The organism is Pseudomonas sp. MWU12-2345, assembly GCF_023242385.1.
GTDB classification, from domain to species: Bacteria; Pseudomonadota; Gammaproteobacteria; order Pseudomonadales; family Pseudomonadaceae; genus Aquipseudomonas; species Aquipseudomonas gingeri_D.
In genome coordinates this window covers 562,566-582,244 of record NZ_JALLJA010000001.1, presented here as the reverse complement: position 1 = coordinate 582,244, position 19,679 = coordinate 562,566, and the positions used below count along the sequence as shown (strand labels likewise).

At 62.6% G+C, this 19,679-nt stretch carries 22 protein-coding genes; 10 read left to right on the top strand and 12 right to left on the bottom strand.

The genetic code is table 11. The annotated features are described in order from the left end of the window. Positions 1 to 9 precede the first annotated feature (9 nt). Positions 10 to 1,659, top strand: coding sequence for a SulP family inorganic anion transporter (locus tag M5C71_RS02570; protein ID WP_248746555.1), 1,650 nt, complete (start codon positions 10 to 12; stop codon positions 1,657 to 1,659). A 52-nt stretch (positions 1,660 to 1,711) separates the two neighbouring features. On the opposite strand, the gene pncA is transcribed toward M5C71_RS02570, so the two are convergent. The 6 genes from pncA to M5C71_RS02540 all read right to left on the bottom strand — a co-directional run bounded on the left by pncA (position 1,712) and on the right by M5C71_RS02540 (position 5,766). Beyond that, a complete protein-coding gene (gene pncA / locus M5C71_RS02565) occupies positions 1,712 to 2,365 on the bottom strand; it encodes a bifunctional nicotinamidase/pyrazinamidase (RefSeq protein ID WP_103499095.1) in 654 nt (217 codons plus the stop codon). 139 nt (positions 2,366 to 2,504) lie between these two features. Continuing rightward, positions 2,505 to 3,293 carry a transcriptional regulator gene (locus M5C71_RS02560; protein ID WP_248767125.1) on the bottom strand — a complete coding sequence of 263 codons (789 nt, stop codon included), beginning with the start codon at positions 3,291 to 3,293 and terminating at the stop codon, positions 2,505 to 2,507. Continuing rightward, entirely contained in the window at positions 3,290 to 3,787 is a 498-nt protein-coding gene (locus M5C71_RS02555) for an RNA polymerase sigma factor (RefSeq protein WP_248767124.1), read from the bottom strand. The genes M5C71_RS02560 and M5C71_RS02555 overlap by 4 nt, the downstream gene beginning before the upstream one ends. Before the next feature lie 54 nt (positions 3,788 to 3,841). After that, positions 3,842 to 4,381: a tetratricopeptide repeat protein gene (locus M5C71_RS02550; protein ID WP_248767123.1), complete on the bottom strand. Its 540-nt coding sequence runs from the start codon at positions 4,379 to 4,381 to the stop codon at positions 3,842 to 3,844. Between the two features lie 228 nt (positions 4,382 to 4,609). Further along, a complete protein-coding gene (locus M5C71_RS02545) occupies positions 4,610 to 5,089 on the bottom strand; it encodes a nuclear transport factor 2 family protein (RefSeq protein ID WP_152738839.1) in 480 nt (159 codons plus the stop codon). Between the two features lie 113 nt (positions 5,090 to 5,202). Then, the gene (locus tag M5C71_RS02540) at positions 5,203 to 5,766 is read right to left on the bottom strand and encodes a TetR/AcrR family transcriptional regulator (protein ID WP_103499100.1); all 564 of its coding nucleotides are present in this window, start codon (positions 5,764 to 5,766) and stop codon (positions 5,203 to 5,205) included. 198 nt (positions 5,767 to 5,964) lie between these two features. Here M5C71_RS02540 and pssA point away from each other — a divergent pair, with 198 nt between their 5' ends. Beyond that, complete coding sequence (gene pssA / locus M5C71_RS02535) at positions 5,965 to 7,308, top strand: CDP-diacylglycerol--serine O-phosphatidyltransferase (RefSeq protein WP_248767122.1); 1,344 nt, start codon at positions 5,965 to 5,967, stop codon at positions 7,306 to 7,308. A gap of 54 nt (positions 7,309 to 7,362) precedes the next feature. Here pssA and efeO (M5C71_RS02530) read toward each other — a convergent pair whose 3' ends face one another. The 5 genes from efeO (M5C71_RS02530) to M5C71_RS02510 form a co-directional block, all read right to left on the bottom strand. Further along, a complete protein-coding gene (gene efeO, locus M5C71_RS02530; RefSeq protein ID WP_103499102.1) occupies positions 7,363 to 8,187 on the bottom strand; it encodes an iron uptake system protein EfeO in 825 nt (274 codons plus the stop codon). Positions 8,188 to 8,212: 25 nt separating this feature from the next. Further along, positions 8,213 to 9,529 carry an iron uptake transporter deferrochelatase/peroxidase subunit gene (efeB, locus tag M5C71_RS02525; RefSeq protein ID WP_248767121.1) on the bottom strand — a complete coding sequence of 439 codons (1,317 nt, stop codon included), beginning with the start codon at positions 9,527 to 9,529 and terminating at the stop codon, positions 8,213 to 8,215. A gap of 19 nt (positions 9,530 to 9,548) precedes the next feature. Then, positions 9,549 to 10,742, bottom strand: a complete 1,194-nt coding sequence (gene efeO, locus M5C71_RS02520) for an iron uptake system protein EfeO (RefSeq protein ID WP_248767120.1) — start codon at positions 10,740 to 10,742, stop codon at positions 9,549 to 9,551. Positions 10,743 to 10,750: 8 nt separating this feature from the next. Next, on the bottom strand, positions 10,751 to 11,593 hold the full coding sequence (gene efeU, locus M5C71_RS02515) for an iron uptake transporter permease EfeU (RefSeq protein ID WP_103499104.1): 843 nt from the start codon (positions 11,591 to 11,593) through the stop codon (positions 10,751 to 10,753). 386 nt (positions 11,594 to 11,979) lie between these two features. Beyond that, positions 11,980 to 12,246 (bottom strand): DUF2790 domain-containing protein, encoded by a 267-nt coding sequence (locus M5C71_RS02510; RefSeq protein ID WP_152738854.1) that lies wholly within the window; start codon positions 12,244 to 12,246, stop codon positions 11,980 to 11,982. Between the two features lie 430 nt (positions 12,247 to 12,676). Between M5C71_RS02510 and M5C71_RS02505 the strand changes: the two genes are divergently transcribed. The 8 genes from M5C71_RS02505 to M5C71_RS02470 all read left to right on the top strand — a co-directional run bounded on the left by M5C71_RS02505 (position 12,677) and on the right by M5C71_RS02470 (position 19,220). Beyond that, positions 12,677 to 13,519, top strand: a complete 843-nt coding sequence (locus M5C71_RS02505) for a transporter substrate-binding domain-containing protein (RefSeq protein ID WP_103499106.1) — start codon at positions 12,677 to 12,679, stop codon at positions 13,517 to 13,519. A gap of 53 nt (positions 13,520 to 13,572) precedes the next feature. Beyond that, on the top strand, positions 13,573 to 14,235 hold the full coding sequence (locus tag M5C71_RS02500) for an amino acid ABC transporter permease (protein ID WP_152738858.1): 663 nt from the start codon (positions 13,573 to 13,575) through the stop codon (positions 14,233 to 14,235). A gap of 9 nt (positions 14,236 to 14,244) precedes the next feature. Continuing rightward, positions 14,245 to 14,907, top strand: coding sequence for an amino acid ABC transporter permease (locus M5C71_RS02495; RefSeq protein WP_100941151.1), 663 nt, complete (start codon positions 14,245 to 14,247; stop codon positions 14,905 to 14,907). Beyond that, positions 14,904 to 15,680 (top strand): amino acid ABC transporter ATP-binding protein, encoded by a 777-nt coding sequence (locus M5C71_RS02490; protein WP_100941152.1) that lies wholly within the window; start codon positions 14,904 to 14,906, stop codon positions 15,678 to 15,680. The genes M5C71_RS02495 and M5C71_RS02490 overlap by 4 nt, the downstream gene beginning before the upstream one ends. A 22-nt stretch (positions 15,681 to 15,702) precedes the next feature. Then, positions 15,703 to 16,089 carry a RidA family protein gene (locus M5C71_RS02485; protein WP_103499108.1) on the top strand — a complete coding sequence of 129 codons (387 nt, stop codon included), beginning with the start codon at positions 15,703 to 15,705 and terminating at the stop codon, positions 16,087 to 16,089. Positions 16,090 to 16,136: 47 nt separating this feature from the next. Next, complete coding sequence (locus M5C71_RS02480) at positions 16,137 to 16,901, top strand: IclR family transcriptional regulator (RefSeq protein WP_100941154.1); 765 nt, start codon at positions 16,137 to 16,139, stop codon at positions 16,899 to 16,901. A gap of 37 nt (positions 16,902 to 16,938) precedes the next feature. Beyond that, positions 16,939 to 18,156 carry an amino acid deaminase gene (locus tag M5C71_RS02475; RefSeq protein ID WP_103499109.1) on the top strand — a complete coding sequence of 406 codons (1,218 nt, stop codon included), beginning with the start codon at positions 16,939 to 16,941 and terminating at the stop codon, positions 18,154 to 18,156. A 137-nt stretch (positions 18,157 to 18,293) separates the two neighbouring features. Then, positions 18,294 to 19,220, top strand: a complete 927-nt coding sequence (locus M5C71_RS02470) for a sugar kinase (protein ID WP_248767119.1) — start codon at positions 18,294 to 18,296, stop codon at positions 19,218 to 19,220. Positions 19,221 to 19,377: 157 nt separating this feature from the next. On the opposite strand, the gene M5C71_RS02465 is transcribed toward M5C71_RS02470, so the two are convergent. Continuing rightward, on the bottom strand, positions 19,378 to 19,653 hold the full coding sequence (locus M5C71_RS02465; protein WP_103499111.1) for a peptidylprolyl isomerase: 276 nt from the start codon (positions 19,651 to 19,653) through the stop codon (positions 19,378 to 19,380). Positions 19,654 to 19,679 lie beyond the last annotated feature (26 nt).

Sequence of the window (19,679 nt, the reverse complement as noted above, 5' to 3'; positions counted from 1 at the left end):
CCCACCCCGATGCCCGCCGCGCAACCGAAACGCGGCTGGGCGGATCTGATTGCCGGGCTGTCGATTGCCGGTTTGCTGTTACCCGAAGCGGTCGCCTATTCGAGCATCGCCAACGTGCCACCCCAGGCCGGGGTTATCGCGTTGTTTGCCGGGCTGTTCTGCTACGGCCTGTTCGGCACCAGCCGTTACGCCATCGTCTCCGCCACCTCCTCGTCGGCCGCGGTGCTGGCGGCGGCGACGGTCTCGGTGGCGGGGCCCGACATGGCGCTGCGCCTGACCATGGCCATCGGCCTGGTGATGATCACCGGCCTGATGTTCCTGCTCGCCGGTTTGTTCAAGCTGGGCAGCGTCACGTCCTTCATCGCCAAGCCGGTGCTACGCGGTTTTGCCTTCGGCCTGGCGGTGACCATCATCCTCAAGCAGGTCGCGAGCATCGTCCATGTGAGTCCCGCCCACAGCGACCTGATCCGCTTCGTGCCCGAATTGCTCAGCCAGTTGCCGCGCTGGAACTGGGCCGGGGTCGCGGTGGCGGTGGTCGCCCTGGTGCTGCTCTCGGTACTGGGCCGTTACCGGCGCCTGCCGGGCGGCTTGCTGGTGGTGATGCTCGGTGTGGCTGCCGGCAAATGGCTGGATTTGCCCGGCTATGGCGTCGACCTGATCGGTGTGATCGACCTGCAACTGACGGTGCCGTCGCTGCCGCGCCTGGCGTTCTCCGACTGGCTGAAGCTGGTGGAACTGGGCTTTGCCATGGTGATGATCCTCTACGCCGAGTCCTATGGTTCCATCAGCGCCTTTGCCCTCAAGCACGGCGATCGGGTGAACTCCAACCGCGACCTGCTGGTACTGGGCGGCGCCAACCTGTTGTCCGGCCTGTTCCATGGCATGCCCGCCGGTGCCGGCTACTCGGCGACCTCGGCCAATGATGCGGCGGGTGCTACCTCACGGTTGGCCGGGGTGGTCGCGGCGTTGGTGGTGCTGGTGATCGTGCTGACCCTGTTGCCGCTGATCGCCCTGACGCCGGAGCCGGTGCTGGCGGCCATCGTTATTCATGCGTTGACCCGGGCCCTGAGCCTGGAGCCCTTGCATCGCTACTTCGTCTGGCGCCGCGACCGTGTCCTGGCGATCTGCGCGGTGGCCGCGGTGCTGCTGCTCGGGGTGCTGGACGGTCTGCTGGCGGCGGTGGCGATCAGCCTGATGCTGATGTTGAGGCAGATGTCTTCAGCCTCGGTCCAGGTGCTCGGGCATATTGCCGAGGGCCATGATTTCGTCGACTGCCAGCTGCATCCCCAGGCACGGGAAGTCCCCGGGGTGCTGATCGTGCGCCCGGGCGAGCCGTTGTTCTTCGCCAACGCCGAACGCATCCTTGGCAGCGTCTCGCGGCGGGTTCGCGAGCAAGGTGAGGCCGTGCATTCGGTGATTCTCAGCCTGGAGGAGTCACCGGACCTGGACGGCACCAGCCTCGAAGCCCTGCAGGACTTCATCAAGCGTTTCCCGACCGAGGGCAAGCGGCTGCTGATCGCACGCTTGAAGCACGAGGCGCATCAGGCCCTGCTGGCGCTACCGAGCGAGACGTTGGCACAGGTGACGCTCAGTGACTTGAGCGTGTATGCGGTGGTGCAGGAGGTCAATCAGCCCCAAGGCACGGGTGTCACGAGCTGATCCTTGCGGGGTGGGGCCCTGCGCGCCGGCGCAGGGTCTCCAACCTGTTGGCTCAGGCCGCCAATGCCATCGAGTCGATGAGTTTCACCCCGGCGGTTTCCATCTCTCCCAGCGCACGCTGCAGTGAGCCGTCCAGGTCGATGGCCCGGCAGGCGTCGACGATCAGCAGGGTGCTGAAGCCCGCCGTCCGTGCATCCAGGGCCGACCAGGCGACGCAGTAGTCCAACGCCAGGCCGACCAGATAGACCGTATCGATACCGCGTTCCTTCAGATAACCGGAAAGGCCGGTGGGCGTACGCCGATCGGCTTCGACGAAGGCCGAGTAACTGTCGATCTCGCGGTTGCAGCCCTTGCGCACAATCAATTGCGCATGGGGCAGGTCCAGGTCCGCATGCAGCTGCGCGCCGTGGCTGCCTTGCACGCAGTGGTCCGGCCAGAGGGTTTGCGTGCCATAGGGTAGTTGCACGCTGTCGAAGGGCGCATGGCCCGGATGGCTGCTGGCGAACGAGACATGGCCGCGGGGATGCCAGTCCTGGGCGATGACCACATTGCGAAAGCGGGCGCCCAGGCGGTTGATCAGTGGCACGATCTCGTCGCCGCCCTGGACCGCCAGTTGGCCGCCGGGAATGAAGTCATTCTGCATATCGATCACGACCAGGGCGCAACGCGGGTCGTTCAGGGGCGGCAGGTTGTGAGACGGGGACATGGGACCTCCTTGGAAATTGGGTTCGGCCTCGAACAGTCTAGTCGTTGTGCTTGCGCCAGGCGCCGCCTCGGACCGTCGGTGGTCGGCCGCGAGGCGGGTAGGTTATTGGCCTGGCAGGCGCCCGGCCACATCGCCTGGTTCAACTGGCGAAACGCCGCCTGAGCAGGTCGGCCATATCGTTCAGCTCCGCCACCGAGTTGCGCCCGATCAACATGTAGGCATAGGTCGGCCCGGACCAGAACACCACATTCATGCCATGGCGCACTTCCTGGGCCATGGCCCGGGTCCCGGTTTTCGAGTGGGTGATGCACAACGCCAGCGGCCCATGTTGCGGGTCCAGGTAGTTGATCTGGGCAATCGGTATATGTTCGTACTCGAGCATCTGCGCGCGTTTGAGTTGCACAACCGGCAGTTGCACCTGGGCGGGGTCAAGCGCCAGCCCGAGGTACCGCTGGACACTTTGCAGCTGGGCCCGGTGAGTGGCGTCGTCGCCGGGCAGGTTCTCCAGGGTCTGTGCCGTGTACAGCGCCATATAGTCGGCCACCAGCCCACGCCAGCTGATTTCGCTCGACGGCGGGGGTGTCTGCCAGACCTGGAACAGTCGATCCGCGGCAATCCCCGCGACCATGAAGCTGGCGGCCACGGTGAGGAAACGGCGTCGACTCATCGGCGTCGCGGCCTTTTTTTCTGTCGGCAGGCTGTGCAGCATGGTCTCCAGTCGAGCCTGGGGCGCCTGTTCGAGCAGTTCGTCATAGGCTTGCTGGAACGGCAGTTCGCTGCGCATCAGCCACTCGAGACGCTCGGCCACGCTTTCGTCACGGGCCAGAGCAGCTTCGATCCGGCTGCGCTCCTCGGCGTCCACTTCGTCGTCGAGAAAGGCCACCAACTGTTCATCGGTCGGGGTGTAGTGCGAGAGTTGGTCGGTCATCGCCGTTCTCCGCTGTTGGCGCTGGGCACGGCACGCAGGGGCGGATGTTCCGCCAACTTCACCCGTGCGGCGGCCAGCCGGCTCATGACCGTTCCGATGGGCACTTCGAGGATCTGGGCCACTTCCTTGTAGGACAGACCTTCGACATAGGCGAGAAATACGGTTTCGCGCTGGGCGTCGGGCAGGGCGTCGACGCGCCGGATCACCTGGGAGGCCAGGACGTGGGTCTGCACCACCTGTTCGCCGTCGAAGCTCAGGGCTTCGTCGGCATCCACCAGGCCCTGGCCGCGGCGAACCCGTTGGGAGCGCACTTCATTGAGCCAGATCGAATGCAGGATACTCAGCAGCCAGCGGTCCATACGCGTGCCCGAGACGAACTGATCGCCTCGCTCCAGGGCGCGGACGCAGGTGGCCTGCACCAGGTCTTCGGCGATATGGCGTTGCCGGGACAGCACCAGCGCGTAACGCCACAGGCGCGGCAGGTGCTGTCCCATCTCGGTGCGTATTTCCTTGTCGCTGGCGATGACAACCTCCGTCTTTAACGGTGATCAGCTGGGAATCGGGTGCGCGATGGCGTCGGCCAGGTCTTCATATTCTTCGCAACCGGTGCCGCAGAGCGACTTGATGCTCTGCAACTGCACCTGGGCCAGGTCGAGGCGGCCCTTGATCACGTAGGCTTCACCGAGGTATTCGCGGACCTGGGCGTAGTTCGGGTCCAGCTCCAGGGCCTGCAGGTAGTAGCCGATGCCTTCGTCGGTACGGCCCAGTTTACGCGTGGCGTAACCGCGATAGTTCAGGGCCTTGGCGGTATTGGGCTGCTTGAGGGTGTCGAGCAGGTCCAGGGCGGCTTGATAGTCCCCGTTCTTGGCCAGGCGGTAAGCGTAGTCGGTGCGGTCTTCGTCGGGGGTCAGGCTGCTGACAAACGGCACGCAGGCCTTTTTGGCTTTGTTCCACACCTGCCCCTTGGGGCAGGTCGGCGGCATCGATTCCGGTTTTTCGCCCGAGGCGAATGCCGGCGTGCTCGACAGGGTCGCGGCCATGCAACTGGCCATCAGGAAAGGAACCGCGAAGGTGGCTTTGATGCTCATCGGTAATGCTCCGGTATCTGTTGGCTAGTAAACACTGATGCGTCGGGTTTTATTCGTGGCCACTGAAATTTATTTGCGACGCCTGTCGCCTGTCGATCGCAATGCTTGTTATGGATTGAACACCTGATGTTGGGAATTTATTCAAGGCTGCAGAAAAAAATCGCCCATCAGGCGATTTTTTGCAAAGGCGATCATTCCCACCCGGGGCGGGAATGATCGAGGGAGGGGTTACAGCCCCAGGTCGGAGAGGCTTGGATGATCGTCCGGGCGGCGCCCCAACGGCCAGTGGAACTTGCGCTCCTCGGCCTTGATCGGCATGTCGTTGATGCAGGCATGCCGGTTGGACATCAGGCCGTTCTGGTCGAATTCCCAGTTTTCGTTGCCGTAGGAACGGAACCAGTTGCCCGAGTCGTCATGCCACTCATAGGCATAACGTACAGCGATGCGGTTGTCGGTAAAGGCCCAGAGTTCCTTGATCAGGCGGTAATCCAGTTCCTTGGCCCATTTGCGGGTCAGGAACGCCTTGGCTTCCTCACGGTTGTGGGCGAACTCGGCACGGTTACGCCATTGGGTGTCCAGGGTGTAGGCCAGGGACACGCGCTGCGGGTCACGGGAGTTCCAGCCGTCTTCGGCGAGGCGGATCTTCTGGATCGCCGATTCACGGGTGAAGGGGGGAAGCGGCGGGCGAACGTCAGCGTCAGATGACATGGCAATGTCTCCAATTGAGTAGGGTTCAGACAAGTTGTCGCGCTTGGGTCAAGCGGTGGGTGGCCCGCCCGCCACTCGCTCATCCGGAGCGTAATGGCGGTTCGGGGCACGACTCAGAGCGCCAATAACGTTCGCGCCATGCATTGCGCATTATCGGCTGCACCGGGGTCGCCCATGACAAGTGCAACGGTAATGGCGCCGTCGATCAGGATCAGCAACTGTTTGCCAGTGGCCAGGGGATCGGCGATGCCATGTGCTTCACAGAGCTCGACCACATAGTCGAGCAACTTCTGTTTATGTTCCCGGGCCAATTGCCGCACCGGGTCCTGGGGGTCGCCGGTTTCGCCGGCGGTGTTGATAAAGGCGCAGCCGCGAAAGCCTTCGCTGGCGAACCAGCCGCCGAGCACGCTGAACAGGGCCAGCAGGCGGGCACCGGAGCTTTCGGCCTGGTCGACTTCGCCGCGGTACCACTGCATCCAGCGGATATCCCGGCGGCGCAAGGCTTCCAGGGTCAGATCGTCCTTGGTGCCGAAGTACTTGTAGAGGCTTTTACGTGCCACCCCGGAAGTGCGCACCAGAAGATCGATGCCGGTGGCATGGATGCCACCTTGATAGATCAACTGCTCGGCGGTATCCAGCAGGTTTTCGCGGGTCTGGTTCGGAGTGATTTCGTTCATGGGAAAGAGAGTAGAACGATCGTTCTCCATGGTCAATCGTCTTTTTCAAATAAATCCATGGCGGGTGACAGGAGGACGGGCAGGGGGCGCATCGGGGAACGACTCCAGGTTGGCAGCAAAGCCCTCTTCGAAGGCGCGTCCGAGAGCGGCGCATGGTGTAGACTCAGCGATCCTTCGCATTCGACCCTAGCGAGCCCTATGCCGTCGCTCTTCAAACGCTCCCTGTTGCCCAAACTGCGCAGCTTCCCGCTGGCTGCCGAGGCCTTGACCATCCTCCCTTCGGCCGCCGAGTTCCGGCGTTGCCTGCTGGAGAAGATCGCCGGTGCCCGGCAGCGCATCACGCTGGTGGCGTTGTACCTGCAGGAAGACGAAGCCGGCCAGGAAATCCTCGATGCCCTGCATGCGGCCAAGTCGGCCCATCCGCAGCTGGAGATTGTCGTCGTGGTCGACTGGCTACGGGCCCAGCGCGGTTTGATCGGTGCCGGCAAGCAGCCGGGCAACAGCGCCTGGTACCAGGCGCAAACCCGCGACCACACCACTGAAGTGCCGATCTACGGGGTGCCGGTGCAGACCCGCGAACTGTTCGGCGTGCTCCACCTCAAGGGTTTCGTGATCGACGACTGCGTGATCTACAGCGGCGCCAGCCTGAACAACGTCTATCTGCACAAGTTCGACAAATACCGCTTCGACCGTTACCACGTGCTGCAAAACGCCGCGCTGGCCGACTCGATGCAGGGGCTGATACGCAACGAGCTGCTGGCCTCCCGGGCGGTGCGCCGTCTCGATGTGCCGGAACTGCCGACGACCCGCAGCCTGCGCGGCGACATCGGCGATTTGCGCAGCCGCTTGAAGAAAGCCGGCTACGACACCACGGCCGGCAGTGAGCCGACCTTCGGCCTGTCGGTCAGCCCGGTGATGGGCCTGGGCAAGAACAATACGCTGAACCGCCTGGTCTGCGAACTGATCGCCTCCAGCCAGCAGCAACTGACTATCTGCACGCCCTATTTCAACATGCCGCTGGCGGTGACCCGGGAAATCAACCGGGCCCTGGAGCGTGGGGTGAAGATCGATATCATCGTCGGCGACAAGACCGCCAACGACTTCTATATCCCGCCGAGCCAGCCGTTCAAGGTGATCGCCGCCTTGCCCTATCTCTACGAGATCAGCCTGCGGCGTTTCGCCAAGCGTCACCAGCCGGTGATCGACAGCGGGCAGTTGAACCTGCACCTGTGGCGTGACGGTGACAACACCTATCACCTCAAGGGCATGTGGGTCGACGAGCGTTATACCTTGCTGACGGGGAACAACCTCAATCCACGGGCGTTCCGGCTGGATCTGGAGAATGCCTTGCTGATCGACGATCCACGTCGCGAGTTGTGCGAGGTGCGGGCCGAGGAGTTGGCGCTGATCATGGAAAACACCCAGCGGATCGACAGCTTCAAGAGCCTGGAAACCCTGGTGGACTATCCGGAAGCGGTGGGCAAGTTCCTGCGGCGGGTCAGTCGGGTGCGGATCGAGCGGTTGTTGTATCGGATGTTGTAAAGCGCGGATGAGGTCATCCCGGGCGATCGCAATCCCCCGGGATAACCACCGGCCTCAGTTCAGGCCCAGCTTGCCACGCAGGGTGGACAGGTCTTCAGCCAGGGTCGTGACCGGACCCACCAGGGCCTTGCGGTCGGCATCCTTGACCTTGTCATAGGTTTCGAAACCGCCATCCTTGGTCTTGTACTTGGCCAGGATCTTGTCCACGGCGGCGAAGTTCTTGTCCACCTTGGCGGCGAAAGCCTTGTCCTGCTTCTCGATCTGCGGCCGGAACAGGTCGACGATTTTCTTCGCGCCGTCGATGTTGCCCTGGAAGTCATACAGGTCGGTGTGGCTGTAACGGTCTTCTTCACCGGAGATCTTGGTTGCGGCGACTTCTTCCAGCAGCGCGGCGGCACCGCCGACGACTTTCTCAGGAGGGAAGGTCAGGCCGGCAACGCGGGTCTGCAGGTCCTTGACGTCCTTGTTCAGGCCGTCGGCCAGGGCGCCCAGGCCGTCGGTGGTGTTTTCCGAGAACAGGCTGTATTCGATGCGGTGGAAGCCGGTGAAGTCTTCAGCCTTCACGCCTTTTTCATGGTCGTTGACGCGGGAGTCGATGGCGCCGTCCAGGTCATTGAACAGCTCGGCGATCGGCTCGATCTTCTCGTAGTGCACGCGAGTCGGTGCGTAGAGCTTCTTGGCGGTGGCCAGGTCGCCTTTTTTCACCGCGTCGGTGAACTGCTGGGTCTTGCTGACCAGATCATCGATCTCCGCGGTCACATAGATCTTGTAGTCGGACACCGGGCCCACCAGATCCAGCGGCGCGGTGGCCGCGAAAGCCGAAAGCGGCGTGTGGAGCAAGCCAAGGGCCAACAACAAAGCAAGAGGCGACTTCTTCATGGGGCGTTTCCTGGTGAGTTAAGGATTAAGCGGTGGTTTTTTGTTTTGCAGCTGAAAGCAGTGAGCGACCGATAAAGTCCTGATCGCCCGTGACCCCCGGCAAGGTGAAGAAATAACCGCCGCCGATAGGCTTGAGGTATTCCTCCAGGGGCTCGCCGTTGAGCCGGGTTTGTACGGCGATAAAGCCTTGCGCCAGGTCCGCCTGGTAGCAGATGAACAGCAGGCCCATTTCCAGCTGGCCGTTCTTGCTCACGCCATTGGAGTAGTTGAATGGGCGACGCAGGATCAGGTTGCGTTGGGTTTCGGTGGTGCGCGGGTTGGCCAGGCGGATATGCGCATCGAGCTTGGTCAGCTTGCCTTCCGGGTCCTTGCTGTAGTCGGGGATATCGCTTTCCTTCTGGCCGCCCATGGGCGCGCCTGTCGCCTTGACCCGGCCGATGATGCTTTGCTGTTCCTGCAACGGCGTGCGGTCCCAGCGCTCCACCAGGTTGCGGATGATCCGCACCGCCTGGTAGCTGCCGGCCACGGCCCAGGCGGGTTCGTTGGCCCCGGGCTGGACCCAGACGATACGGTCCATGGCGCTGCCATCGTTGGAGTCCGGGTTGGCCGAACCGTCACGGAAACCGAGGAAGTTGCGTGCGCTCTGGGCCGGTTCGCCGGCCTTGAGCGGTGCCTGGGCCGGTACCGTGCCTTCCTGTTTCCAGCGCACCAGCAGCAGGTCCGGGGTGTTCTTGACGATATCGCGCAGGGCGTGAATGTTGGTGTCCGGGGTGTTCGAGCAGAACTGGATGCTCAGGTCGCCGTGGCACAGTTCCGCTTGCAGCGCGTCGTTGGGGAAGCCGACCATGCGGATCAGGTGCTTGGGCTTGACGCCGGCCAGGCCGTAACGCTCGTCGAACAGCGACTCGCCCACCGCGACGGTGATGGTCAGGTTGTCCGGGGTGACCACCGGGCCGAGAATCCCGGAATCCAGGGGCGGCAGTTTTTCATCGACCTGTTTCACCGGGCCGCCGCTCATGAGGAACGCGATGCGCTTGTTCAGGGTGCGGAACAGGCGTTCGAGTTCCTCGCTGTCGCTGGCCAGGACGTCGAAGGAGACGATCATGCCGGCGGCCGGGCGCGGGGTGACGATCCCGGTCTGGTGCTTGCCGTGGAAGTCGTGGCGGTCCTCGGTCTTGTCGCTGCTCGGGGCTTCGGTGACCTGGGCTTGCGCCTGGCCGGCGGCCATGGCCGGGCAGCTCAGGGCGCTGCCGGCGAGGGCGGCACCGGCCACCCCCATGCCCAGCAGGACGCGACGGCGTTGGGCGGAGAATTTGGCGTTGTTGTGTTCTGAGTCGCTCATGTTCGTATCGTCTGCTTGGTTACAGGCCGGAAAGGCTGAGGGCGGGATCGATTCCATCGAGTGCATCGGCCAGGTCCTTGGCCTTGTTGCTGATCTGCTGGCGTTGCGCGGCACTTACGGTGTCGTAGGTGACATAGCCGTCGGCGTTGCGCAGTCCGTTGAATTCGGCGTCGAGGGCCGTGGCGGCGCTGTCGATCTTCACCAATAGCTCGCCGGACGACTTGAGCAGCAGCGGTCGCATCAGGTCGATGACCTTTTGTGCGGCTTGCAGGTTGGCGGCGAAGCCGTCCAGGTCGACGTGGCTGTAGCGCTCTTCTTCGCCGCCGCTGGCGCGGGTATCGGCCATGCTGCGCAGGCTGCGCACGACGATGCTGACCAGTTGTTCCGGCGGCAGCGATTGGGCCAGCAGTTGCTGCTTGAGGTTGGCGACATCGGCTTGCAGGTGCTGGGCGACCGGCACCAGGCCGTCGACGCTGCGTTGCTGGAACAGGCCGTACTCGATACGGTGGAAGCCGCCGAAGCCGGGGTCCTGCTCGCGTTTTTCGTAATAGTCGGCGCGGGCATTGATCGCGTTATCCAGTTCGGCGAGCCGCTGGGCGGCCGGGGCCAGGCGCTGATAGGCGGCACGGGCCGGGGCATAGAGCACCTGGGCCTGGGTCAGGTCACCGGCGGCAATCGCCTGTTCCAGTGCATCGACGGCCTTGATCAGTGCGTTGCCCTGGCTGCTCAGGTAGACGCGGAACTCCGACAACGGCCCGATAAAGGCGGTCATTGACGGACGCGCCTTGGCCGCGGCCTCGGAAGCCGCCGTAGGCGTGACGTGCAGGGTGCCGCGCGGATTGCTCAGCAGGCCGCAGGTAATGGCGTAGTCGCCGGGTTGCAGGTTGGCATTGATCACCTGGCTCAGGCCCGGGGCGATGTTCTCGCGCTCCTCGAGCACCAGTACGCCGTCGAGGATCTCCCACTCGACCGCGCGTTGCGAACTGTTGAGGATGCGGAAGCTGTTCTGCCCAGCCGGCACGCTCAGGGCATTTGGCTCGCAGCCGTGGGCCTGGATGGTCACGGTGATTTCGTTGTGATGGGCCTGGCGTTTGCTCGCGGCCAGTTGCGAGGCGTAATAGAACAGTCCACCGGCCGCGATCATCACGATCACCGAGCCGGCTACCGCCCAGCGCAGGGCCTGGGGCGGTTTGCCAGTTGCAGGGTTGGACATGGGTAACCTTACTGGTTGGGAACGGAAGAAGTGTGCTTGGGTGCCGGTGCCGTGCTCGGCAGGAAGAACAGCACCAGGGTGAACGCCAGGTACAGCAGGTAGGCGCCGAGGACGCTGACCGTCGGCGCATCCTGGTAACCGAACATGCCGGCCAGGACCGAGCCCGCCGGGCCGTCCATCGGCAGCGTGGCGCTGATATCGAAGACCACGGTTTGCAGGTGGTTCCACAGGCCGGCTTCATGCAGGGCCTGGACCGAATTGGCGAGGATGCCGGCGGCGACCACCAGGATGAACAGGCCGGTCCAGCGGAAGAACAGACCCAGGTTCAGGCGCATGCTGCCGCTGTAGATGGCGAAACCGATGAAAATCGCCAGGATCAGGCCGAGCAGGGCGCCGATGGGCGCGCCCGGACCGTCACTCTGCTGGAACACCGCCAGCAGGAAGAACACGGTTTCCAGGCCCTCGCGGGCCACGGCGAAAAACACCATGGCAATCAGCGCCCAGACCTGATGTTTGGAACCGGCGAGTGCCTGGTCGAGGGATTCGTGCAGCGCGTGCTTGATGGAGCGGGCGACCTTGCGCATCCAGAACACCATCGAACTGAGGATGCCGACGGCGACCAGCCCGACCAGGCCTTCGAAGAGTTCCTGCTGTTTCTGCGGGAACTCGGCACTGACCAGCTCCAGGCCACCACCGACCAGCAGGGCAAGGGCGGCGGCGAGAAACACGCCGATCCACACCGCCGGCATCCACTGACCCCGGCCGGTCTGCTTGAGGTAACTGGCGATAATGCCAACGATAAGCGCGGCTTCAATGCCTTCGCGCAGCATGATCAGGAAGGGAACCAGCATTCGGCAACGCACCACTGTTAGAGAAGATGGTAATTTGTAACATAATGATACTCATTACTAAACAGTTTTGATTACCAATTGCTGAATGGTGTCTGAACGAGAGGGGTAGAAGAGGGAATGCCGTGTATGCAGCAAGTGATTGCTGTCCAGCGGTCGTGCCCTATGTCAGAGCAGGAGTTGACGCGACTCCGTGGGCCGGGCATGTCTGCGGAAGCGATTGCCTGGCGCCGCAGTCTATGGTGAATGGCCGTTTGCAGCGGTTCGCGGGCAAGCCCTGCTCCTACAGGCCTATGTCGGACACAAGCTTTGTATTCGACGTCGCACTGTAGGAGCAGGGCTTGCCCGCGAAGCTTGTGGCGTCTTCAAGGCCACCTTTGCAGGCGGAATCAGTTATTGAAGTTACAGGCGTCCGACAGCTTGAGGTAGCTGACGTTCTCGGGCTTGCCGGCAGTGTCGATGAACTTCATATCGGCGGTAACCACTTTGCAGTCCTGGCTCGGTTGCTCGGTCATCGAGGTGACCTTGGCGATGTTCAGGGGCATGCCGTAGTGATAAGGCACGGGTTGTCTGGTGCTGGAGGTGTCGGCCTGGGCCAGGCCGGCGAAGGTCGAGAGGGCCAGGGCACCCATCACCAACAGGGTTCGTAGTTTCATGGTGTTTCTCCTGAGCGGCTTGAGCGTTCACCCCGGCACCACGAGTGGCGCGGGGTATGCCGCGGAGGGCGTCAGGGCAAGCCTGCGCGAGCGCGGTCAATTTCACTTTCCGTCTGCAGGATTAACGCGGAATTAAGTGCTGGGCTTTCTATTAGCTTGCTAACGGAACTGCCAAAGGCCGCCCCCAAATCACCCACCCCCGCACCGCCTTGGGGCCTTCACACCCACACCCTCGTAGCCTTCCGTAGCACCATGCTGTGCTACCGCCTGTGACATTGCTTTTTCGGAAAATTTTATCTCATTGATTTTTATTGAGTTTATAGCCTCGATTGCAGTGCGCTGAATCTGCTGGCACAGATTCTGCTGTCTATTCCGTTGTTACATACTAGATTCCGTTATAGCGGAATACACATCATCGGAGTGCAACGTCATGCAGCGTGGACTTTCCTTGTTTAAAGCCTGTGTTTTTCTTCTGGCGGCTTCGGCGGCGGTTGCTGCGCAAGCGGCGGACAGCAAGCTCGATAGCGTGCTCAAACGCGGTCACTTGATTGTAGGCACCGGCAGCACCAACGCGCCGTGGCACTTCCAGGGCGCCGACGGCAAGTTGCAGGGGTTCGATATCGATATCGGCGGCATGATCGCCAAGGGGCTGTTCAACGACGCCAGCAAAGTCGAATACGTGGTGCAGTCTTCCGATGCGCGGATTCCCAACCTGCTGACCGACAAGGTCGATATCAGTTGCCAGTTCATCACCGTCACCGCGAGCCGTGCCCAGCAGGTTGCTTTCACCCTGCCGTACTACCGCGAGGGTGTCGCGCTGCTGCTGCCGGCCAATAGCAAGTACAAGGAAATCGACAGCCTGCGTGCCGCCGGCGACGGCGTTACCGTGGCCGTGCTGCAGAACGTCTACGCCGAGGAACTGGTGCACCAGGCATTGCCCAAGGCCAAGGTCGACCAGTACGACAGCGTTGACCTGATGTACCAGGCCATGAGCACCGGTCGCGCCGATGCCGCCGCCACCGACCAGTCCTCGGTCAAGTACCTGATGGTGCAGAAACCTGGCATGTATCGCAGCCCGGCCTTTGCCTGGAGCCCACAGACCTATGCCTGCGCGGTCAAGCGCGGCGACCAGGACTGGCTGAACTTCGTCAACACCGCGCTGCATGAGGCCATGACCGGCGTCGAGTTCCCCACCTACGCAGCCTCCTTCAAGAAATGGTTCGGCGTCGATCTTCCTTCGCCGGAAATCGGTTTCCCTGTCGAATTCAAGTGATCCGTTAAGGGCAGGGCGCCGCACTCGGCGCCCCGTCGAAGGTACTGCGAACCATGAACTATCAGTTGAACTTTGCCGCCGTCTGGCGCGATTTCGACACCTTGCTGGCGGGACTGGGCCTGGGCCTGGAACTGGCCCTGGTGTCCATCGCCATCGGTTGTGTGATCGGCCTGATGATGGCGTTTGCCTTGCTCAGCAAGCATCGCGCATTGCGGGCACTGGCCTCGGTGTATGTGACGGTGATCCGTAATACGCCGATCCTGGTGTTGATCCTGTTGATCTACTTCGCCATGCCGAGCCTGGGCATCCGGCTGGACAAGATTCCCTCGTTTATCGTCACGCTGTCGCTGTATGCCGGGGCCTACCTGACCGAGGTGTTCCGCGCCGGCCTGCTGAGCATTCCCAAGGGCCAGCGCGAAGCCGGGCTGGCCATCGGCCTCGGCGAATGGCAGGTGCGGGCCTATGTCACCGTGCCGGTGATGTTGCGCAACGTGCTGCCAGCGCTGTCCAACAACTTTATTTCCCTGTTCAAGGACACCTCCCTGGCGGCGGCCATCGCCGTGCCGGAGCTGACCTATCACGCCCGCAAGATCAACGTGGAAAGCTACCGGGTGATCGAAACCTGGATGGTCACCACGGCGCTCTATGTGGTCGCCTGTTACCTCATTGCCCTGATGCTGCGTTACCTCGAGCAGCGTCTGGCGATCCGCCGATAGGAGGCACTCATGTACGAATCGCAAAGTTGGTGGCATGAGTTGTGGATCGCCCGGGAAACCCTCTGGGAGGGATTCCAGACCAGTGTCGCGGTCTCGCTCCTGGCGATTGTCTGCGGCACCCTGATCGGCATTGTCGCCGGGCTGGTGCTGACCTACGGCAAGTTCTGGATGCGCGCGCCGTTTCGTCTGTATGTCGACCTGATCCGCGGCACCCCGGTGTTCGTTCTGGTCCTCGCCTGCTTCTACATGGCCCCGGCCCTGGGCTGGCAGATCAGCGCCTTCCAGGCCGGTGCCCTGGGCCTGACGCTGTTCTGTGGTTCCCACGTGGCGGAGATCGTGCGCGGCTCGATGCAGGCCATCCCCCGCGGGCAGATGGAAGCGAGCAAGGCCATCGGCCTGACCTTCCACCAGGCCCTCGGCTATGTGCTGCTACCCCAGGCGCTGCGGCAGATCCTGCCGACCTGGGTCAACTCGTCCACCGAGATCGTCAAGGCTTCGACCCTGCTTTCGGTGATCGGTGTCGCCGAGCTGCTGCTCAGCACCCAGCAGGTGATCGCCCGGACCTTCATGACCCTGGAGTTCTATCTGTTCGCCGGTTTCTTGTTCTTCATCATCAACTACTCGATCGAGTTGCTCGGTCGGCATATTGAAAAGCGGGTGGCCTTGCCATGACGACTGATTCCCAAGCACTGCTCAGCATTCGCGGGCTGCACAAACAATACGGCAAGCTCGAAGTGCTCAAGGGCGTCGACCTGGACATGCAGCGCGGCAACGTGGTCACGCTGATCGGCTCCAGCGGCTCGGGCAAGACCACGCTGCTGCGCTGCGTAAACCTGCTGGAAGAGTTCCAGGGCGGCCAGATCACCCTGGACGGCGAGTCCATCGGCTACAGCGAAGTGAACGGCAAGCGTGTCCGTCACCCGGAAAAAGTCATTGCCCAGCACCGGGCCATGACCGGCATGGCGTTCCAGCAGTTCAACCTGTTTCCGCACTTGACGGCCTTGCAGAACGTGACCCTGGGCCTGCTCAAGGTCAAGAAGCTACCCAAGGACCAGGCCGTCGCGCTGGCGGAGAAGTGGCTGGAGCGGGTCGGCCTGCTGGAGCGGCGTAATCACTTTCCGGGGCAGTTGTCCGGCGGCCAGCAGCAGCGGGTGGCGATTGCCCGGGCCATTGCGATGAACCCCAGCCTGATGCTGTTCGACGAAGTGACTTCGGCCCTCGACCCGGAGCTGGTGGGTGAGGTGCTGGCGGTGATCAAGGGCCTGGCGGAAGAGGGCATGACCATGTTGCTGGTCACCCACGAGATGCGCTTTGCCTTTGAGGTCTCGGACAAGATCGTGTTCATGAACCAGGGGCGTATTGAAGAACAGGGGCCACCCAAAGAACTGTTCGAGCGCCCGCAGTCGCCGCGTCTCGCGGAATTTCTGAAAAACACCCGCTTTTAATTTTTTATTCAAGGAGAACAGTATGAGCATTACTCGTTATGGCACCGGCAGCACCGCGGGTGGCGGTCAGCCGCGTCCTTTCGCCCGGGCCGTCGAAGCCGACGGTTGGTTGCATGTGTCCGGCCAGGTACCGGCGCTGGATGGCGAAATCATTGTTGGTGGTATCGTCGAGCAGACTCACCAGACCATGAAGAACCTGATCGCGATTCTCGAAGAGGCCGGTTATGGCCTGGAAGATGTGGTCCGCGCCGGTGTCTGGCTGGAAGATCCGCGGGATTTCTGGAGCTTCAACAAGGTGTTTTCCGAGTACTTCACGCCCGAGCACGCTCCGGCGCGGGCCTGTGTCCAGGCGAATATGATGGTCGACTGCAAGGTCGAGATCGATTGCATCGCGTACAAGAAGAAGTGATGAATGGGTAAACTCCCCGGCAATTTTTCCAATGGGATGGCACTGACATGACCGAAGACACCATCAAGCGCCGGGCCAAAGGGCTGGACCGGGCGTTCGATATCCTCGATTACCTCAAGGAGGTCGGCCAGCCGCTGCGTCCCAACGACATTGCCAGCGGTATCGGCAGCCCCAAATCCACGGTCTACGAGCTGGTGGCATCACTGCTGGAGCGGCGCATCCTCGAGTCGGTCGGCAAGGAGGGCCATGTCTACCTGGGCCGCCAGCTGTATTTTCTCGGCCAGGCGCACCTGCGGCACTTCGACCTGACCCGCGAGGCCGACCACGCCTTGCAGGAAATCGTCAGCCAGACCCGGGAAACCGCGCAGATGTGCCTGCTCAACGGGCGCAAGTACACCGTGGCGCTGATGAAGGAGGGGGAGCGGCATTTCCGGATTTCCTCGGATATCGGCGAAAACGCGCCGATCCCCTGGACCGCTTCCGGGCGCCTGCTGCTGGCGCACCTGAGCGACCAGCAGATCATCGACCTGATCGACCACGATGACTTTATCCTGCCGGACGGCCAGCGCCTGCCGCTGGAGGTGTTCCTCAAGGAAATCCGCCAGGCCGGGATCGACGGGTTCTTTTCCTTCGACAGCGTCGCCGACACCTTTACTCATTGCTTCGCCGCGCCCGTCAAGGACGAGCGGGGTATTTGCATCGCGACCCTGTGCATCGTTGCCCCAAGGGCCGATGCCAAGACCAACTACAACGACTATCGCCGGGTGCTGATCGAGAGCGCGAACAACCTGGCCCGTCGCATCAACGACTAGCGCGGCCGCCAAGGGCGCCGCCGATAAGGAGTTTGGAATGTCTACTGCCTTGAACTTCGCCGCCGTGGAAAAAGGCGCCGCCAACGTCGGCGCGCAACTGGTGAGCGATGTCAGCCTGCCGGCGCTGGTGCTCCACCGCGACGCCCTGGAGCACAATATCCGCTGGATGCAGAACTTCGTCAGCCGTAGCGGTGCCGAACTGGCGCCCCATGGCAAGACCAGCATGGTCCCGGCGCTGTTCGCTCGGCAACTGGCCGCCGGGGCCTGGGGCATCACCCTGGCGACCGCCGTGCAGACCCGTGCCGCCTACGCGGCGGGTGTCCGCCGGGTGCTGATGGCCAACCAACTGGTGGGCGCGCCGAACATGGCGCTGATCGCCGAGTTGTTGGCCGATGCCCAGTTCGAGTTTTACTGCATGGTCGATCACCCGGACAACGTTGCGGCCCTGGGGGCTTTCTTCGCCGAACGCGGCCTGCGTTTGAACGTGATGATCGAGTATGGCGTGGTCGGCGGTCGTTGCGGTTGCCGCAGCGAACAGGAGGTGCTGGACCTGGCCCGGGCGATCAAGGCCCAGCCGGCACTGGCCCTGACCGGTATCGAAGGTTACGAAGGGGTGATTCACGGCGATCAGGCCGAGAGCGGGATCCGGGCTTTCGCCGGTTCCCTGGTGCGGCTGGCGGTGGACCTGCAGAACAGCGGCGCGTTTGATATCGGCAAGCCGATCATCACCGCCTCGGGGTCGGCCTGGTATGACCTGATCGCCGAGGAGTTCGAGGCCCAGGACGCCGATGGGCGTTTTCTCAGTGTATTGCGCCCGGGCAGTTATGTTGCCCACGACCATGGCATCTACAAGGATGCCCAGTGCTGCGTGCTGCATCGCCGGGGTGATCTGAGCGGAGGCTTGCGTCCGGCGCTGGAGGTCTGGGCCCATGTGCAATCGATGCCAGAGCCGGGGTTTGCGGTGATCGCCCTGGGCAAGCGCGATGTGGCGTTCGATGCCGGGTTGCCGGTGCCGTTGCTGCGTTATCAGCCGGGGGTGTTGCCGGCGGTGGGCGAGGATCTCAGCGCCTGCAAGGTCACGGCGGTGATGGACCAGCATGCGTTCATGACGGTGGCGCCGGGTTGTGAGCTGAAGGTCGGGGATATCGTCTCGTTTGGTACTTCGCATCCGTGCCTGACCTTCGACAAGTGGCGGGTCGGCTGCATTGTCGATGAGCAGATGAGCGTTATTGAAACCTTCGAGACCTGTTTCTAAGCGGATATTGCTTTCGCGGGCAAGCCCTGCTCCCACAGGTTTTCGGTTGTTCGCAACATTGCGGCTCAACCTGGATTTAATGTGGGAGCGGAGCTTGCCCGCGAAGAGGCCCGCCCTGACACCACGAGACTTTCCGAATGACCACCCTGAACCTGCCCCCACCGCGCATCGCCCTGATCGGCGAATGCATGATCGAACTGCAACAACACACCGATGGCAGCCTGCACCAGAGCTTCGGCGGCGACACCCTGAACACCGCCGTCTACCTGTCCCGCGAACTGGGCGGACGGGCTTCGGTGGACTATGTTACCGCCCTGGGCGATGACAGCTTCAGCGACAGCATGTGCCGGATCTGGCGCGAGGAAGGCATCGGCCTGGACCTGGTGCAACGCCTGCCGGGGCGCTTGCCCGGGTTGTATTGCATCCAGACCGACGCCAAGGGCGAGCGACGCTTTCTCTACTGGCGCAACGAAGCGGCCGTGCGCGACTGCTTCACCGCGCCGACAGCGGCCCCGGTGCTGGCGGCTTTGCCGGATTACGACGTGCTGTATTTCAGCGGTATCACCCTGGCGGTGCTGGGCGAGCTCGGGCGGAAAAAGCTGATTGCCGTGCTGCAAGAGGCCCGTCGGGGCGATACCCGGGTGGTTTTCGACAACAACTATCGGCCGCGTCTCTGGGCGGATGTCGAGCAGGCGCGCGAGGCGTATCGCTCGGTATTGCCCTATGTCGACCTGGCCTTGTTGACCCTGGAGGACGAGCAGGCGCTGTTCGACTATGCCGATGGCGAGGCGGTGTTCCGTGCCTATGAAGATATCGGCATCCCGGAAGTGGTGATCAAGCGGGGAGCGGAGAGTTGTCTGATTCACTGCGAGGGCGCGGCGTTCGAGGTGCCGTCGCAGAAGGTCGAGACGGTGGTCGATACCACGGCGGCGGGGGATTCGTTCAGTGCGGCGTATCTGGCCAGTCGCCTGACGGGCGGTGATCCACAGGAGGCGGCCTTGGCCGGGCATCGGCTGGCGAGTCGGGTGATTCAGGTGCGTGGGGCGCTGATTCCGCGAGACTGATCGGGAAAATACAGTGTTCTTGCGGGCCTCTTCGCGGGCAAGCCCTGCTCCTACAGGTTGGTGTCGTACACAAAGTTTGTGATCGACGCAGTGCTGTAGGAGCAGGGCTTGTCGGATCGCCGCACCGCCGCGAAGAACGATAACGCGGTCCCCCGGTTCAATCGCGATAGAAAACCTGCACCAGGTGATACCCGAACTTGCTCTTGATCGGTCCATGCACGGTACGTAGCGGCTTCTTGAAAATCACCTGGTCGATAGCCCCGACCATCTGCCCCGGACGGACTTCACCCAGGTCGCCGCCGCGCTTGCCGGACGGGCAGGTGGAGTACTTCTTGGCCAGCACATCAAAGGCTTCGCCCTTGACGATACGTAGCCTGAGTTGTTCGGCTTCCTCGGCGGTCTTGACCAGGATATGACGGGCTTGGGCTTTCATCGATTCGTTACCTTGAAACCTTGGGG